The sequence below is a fragment of the Actinosynnema sp. genome, from assembly GCF_052038725.1.
Genome location: NZ_JBQGCX010000213.1, coordinates 1 through 3,309, shown reverse-complemented (window position 1 = coordinate 3,309; position 3,309 = coordinate 1). Strand labels below are relative to the sequence as shown.

Below are 3,309 nucleotides of genomic sequence, written 5' to 3'. Positions count from 1 at the left end.
CCCCGGCCGGGAGGCGCCTCCCGGCCGGGGTTTCCCCCGTCATCGGTGAAGAACTCCACCCCGCCGCCGCGCACGGCACTGCGGCGCAAGGCTTTTCACGCAGTCCCGACCCCGAAGTCCCGTCCAGGGGCCCTTTCCGTGAGTACGGTCGACCCGTGGCGACGCGAAGCACGGCACCCCGGCTCACCCGCGCCGCCGTCGTGCGCCGGGCCACCGCGATCAGCGCGGCCGAGGGCCTCGGCGCGGTCACCATCCGCCGCCTCGCCGTCGAGCTGGGCGTCACCCCGATGGCCCTCTACTGGCACTTCACCAACAAGGACGCCCTGCTCGACGCCCTCGCCGAGCACGCGGCAGCCGCCGTCCCGCTGCGCCAGGACGGCCCCGACTGGGCCGAGGACCTGCGCGCCCTGCTGGGGGACCTCGTCGGGGCGCTGCACCTGACCCCCGCGCTCGCGCCGCTGGTCCAGACCAGGGTGCTGTCCGGTCACGCGGGCGCGGGACTGGCCGAGCGGACGCTCGCGCTGCTGGAGCGGGCCGGGTTCACCGGGCGCGGGGCCGCCGAGCTCGCGCTGGTGCTGCTCGGGTCGGCGGTCGCCGTGGCCGCGGGCTGCGGCACCGGTCCCGCCACGGCCGGGCGACGCCTGGCCCGCGCGCTCGCCCTGCCCGCGGACCGCTTCCCGCGCGTGGTCGCCTCCGCCGACGTGCTCAGCGGCGGCCTCGCCCACGACCCCCGCCACCCCGCAGGGGTGAGCCTGCTGCTGGAGGGCGTGCGCGCCCTGCCCCGCGACTGACCGGCCAGGCCCCCGCCGCACCGGGGAACGGCCGCCCGAAGCCCCGTTCCGCACCCGGTTCCCCAGCGCCACCCCGCGGGCGCCCGCCCCCTGCTTGATCGATACCACCACCCCGGTGGCACGCCATGACCCGTCCGGGTGGACACTCTGCCGGGGTAGTGCGGCTGTTCGGACGCGCGAACAGGTGACCGCGCCTGCCATCCTGGGTACCCCCTGGTATTCCAGGAGGGCTGTCGTCGAGATCGGGGAGGGCAGATGAGCGCACAACCCGTCGACATCGCCGTGTCCGCGCCGCGTGGCGGTGCGGCGCCCATTCCGCTCAACCTCACCGTCCCCTCCGAGCCGAACCTGCTGCCGTGCGCCCGCGCCGCGCTCGACCGCTGGCTCGCCGCGGCCGGGATCGACCCCGGCGCGCTCGTGCGCGCCACCGGCGAGCTGGCCGACGACCTCGCGGGCCGGGGCCGGGTCGTGCTGGTCCGGATCGCCGCGGAGCTCGCGGGCGACCGGGTCGTCATCCACGTCGGCGAGCACCGCATCGGCGCGGGCACCACCGACTTCGCCACCGTCGTGCGGCAGCGCTGACCCGTGGGCTCCGGGCGCGCGGGCGGGTGGCGGGTCGTCGTGCTGGACGACGACGTCAACACCCTCACCACCGCCGGCTACGCGCTCGACGCCCACTGCGGCCTCGACGCCGAGGGCGCCGCGTGGCGCCTGCACGCCCAGGGCAGCGTCCCGGTCGCCGAGTTCGCCGACCGGGACGGCGCCGAGGAGGGCGTGGTGCGGTTGCAGCGGCCCGGGCGGCACGCCGCCCACCGGTCCGCCGGGGGAACCACGAGCCCGACCACTTCGACGCCTCACCGGTGGGCGACGGGGTGCTGGTGCGCATGTCCGACAACGTCGCGCGCACCCTGGCCCACCACCTCGGGCTGCTCGCGCGCTTCCTGGAGGACGACGTCTACCCGGAGCCGCGCCGCTCGCTGCTGCGCCGCAGGCCGCCGCGCGACGTGCTCGCCGCGCTGTTCCCCGACGCCTGCCCGTCCCGCGCCGAGTCGGAGGACTTCCGCGCCCGCCACGCGGCCGAGCTGCGCGACGCCGCACCGGTCCGCAGGGTGCTGGAGCGCTGCGCCACGCCCACCCCGTTCGTGCTCACCCGCGCCGAGGCGGACGACTGGCTGATCGCCCTCCCGCTGGCCCGCAGGCTGCCCCGGCGGCCGGGACCGGAGCGGGTGATGGTGGAGGCGTGGTTCGCGCACGCCCACGAGTACCTGGTGCTCGCGCTGCGACCGGACCTGGTCGACCTGCGCCGGTGAGCCCGCGCGGGAACCGGTCGGGGGACCGGGGCCACGCGTTCGGCGGACCGGGCGCCCGCCCGCGCGCGTGGCAGGATCGGGGGATGCCCAGGATCGAGTGCGTGGTCGGCGACCTCACCCAGCAGGACACCGACGTCGTCGTGAACGCGGCCAACTCCTCCCTGCTCGGCGGTGGCGGCGTCGACGGGGCCGTCCACCGCGCGGGCGGACCGGAGATCCTCGCCGCGTGCCGCGACCTGCGCGCCGGTCACCTCGGGGGCGGGCTGCCCACCGGGCAGGCGGTCGCCACCACGGCGGGGCGGATGCCCGCGCGCTGGGTCGTGCACACCGTCGGACCGGTGTTCTCCGCCGACGAGGACCGCTCCGAGCAGCTCGCCGACTGCCACCGCAACTCGCTGCGCGTCGCCGCAGAGCTGGGCGCGCGGACCGTGGCGTTCCCGGCCATCTCCACCGGCATCTTCCGCTGGCCGCTCGACTCGGCGGCCCGGATCGCGGTCGCCGCCGTCGCCGAGGCCGACGCGCCGGGCGTGGAGCTGGTGCGGTTCGTGCTGTTCGACGAGGCCGCCCACGCGGTCTTCAGCGCGGCGCTCGACGCGTGAGGCGCCACCGCGCGGGTCCCCTGGTCGGGAACCCGCGCGGCGGTGTGGTGGGAGCGATTGTGGATCAGCCCTGCGCGGCCTGCCGGAGCGCCTGCGCGAACACCTCGGCCGGCTGCGCGCCGGACACGCCGTAGGCGCTGTTCAGCACGAAGAACGGCACGCCCGACACGCCGTACCTGCGCGCCTGCGCGAAGTCCTCCCGCACCTCGTGCGCGTACTCGTCACCGGCCAGCACCCGCTCGGTCTCCTGCGCGGGCACCCCGATCCCGGCGGCCAGCTCGACCAGCGTCGGGGTGTCCAGGGTCCTGGCCTCGACCAGGTTGGCCCGCATCAGCCGCTCGTGCGCGACGGTGCCCAAGCCGTGCGACTTCGCCAGGTGCAGCACCCGGTGCGCGTCGAACGTGTTCAGCGAGACCGAGTTCACCAGGTCGTACTCCAGGCCGACCTCGGCGGCGACCGCCGAGACCTGGCCCATCATGCCCTCGACCTGCTCGCGCGAGGCGCCCATCTTGGCCGAGAGGTGCTCCGGCGTCGGCAGGAACTCGCCGACCGGCGCGTTCGGGTCGAGCTGGAAGCTGCGCCACTCGACCTCGACCTCGCCGTCGAACC

General features: G+C 76.5%; 5 protein-coding genes. 4 read left to right on the top strand and 1 reads right to left on the bottom strand.

What is annotated here, in order from left to right:
* Positions 1-155: 155 nt before the first annotated feature.
* The 4 genes from ACTUAL_RS04125 (at position 156) to ACTUAL_RS04110 (ending at position 2,700) form a co-directional block, all read left to right on the top strand.
* The gene (locus ACTUAL_RS04125; protein WP_440899319.1) at positions 156-791 is read left to right on the top strand and encodes a TetR/AcrR family transcriptional regulator; all 636 of its coding nucleotides are present in this window, start codon (positions 156-158) and stop codon (positions 789-791) included.
* A gap of 255 nt (positions 792-1,046) precedes the next feature.
* On the top strand, positions 1,047-1,373 hold the full coding sequence (locus tag ACTUAL_RS04120) for a hypothetical protein (RefSeq protein ID WP_440899318.1): 327 nt from the start codon (positions 1,047-1,049) through the stop codon (positions 1,371-1,373).
* 278 nt (positions 1,374-1,651) lie between these two features.
* The gene (locus ACTUAL_RS04115) at positions 1,652-2,101 is read left to right on the top strand and encodes a DUF2017 family protein (protein ID WP_440899317.1); all 450 of its coding nucleotides are present in this window, start codon (positions 1,652-1,654) and stop codon (positions 2,099-2,101) included.
* An 83-nt stretch (positions 2,102-2,184) separates the two neighbouring features.
* The gene (locus ACTUAL_RS04110) at positions 2,185-2,700 is read left to right on the top strand and encodes an O-acetyl-ADP-ribose deacetylase (protein WP_096493047.1); all 516 of its coding nucleotides are present in this window, start codon (positions 2,185-2,187) and stop codon (positions 2,698-2,700) included.
* Positions 2,701-2,764: 64 nt separating this feature from the next.
* On the opposite strand, the gene ACTUAL_RS04105 is transcribed toward ACTUAL_RS04110, so the two are convergent.
* Positions 2,765-3,309 (bottom strand): DsbA family oxidoreductase (locus ACTUAL_RS04105; RefSeq protein WP_440899316.1); only part of this gene is annotated, 545 nt, incomplete at its 5' end.

Bases quoted from the DNA above. Each gene is read 5' to 3' on its own strand.
- ACTUAL_RS04110 (WP_096493047.1), top strand. From the start codon at position 2,185: ATGCCCAGGATCGAGTGCGTGGTCGGCGACCTCACCCAGCAGGACACC.
- ACTUAL_RS04120 (WP_440899318.1), top strand. From the start codon at position 1,047: ATGAGCGCACAACCCGTCGACATCGCCGTGTCCGCGCCGCGTGGCGGT.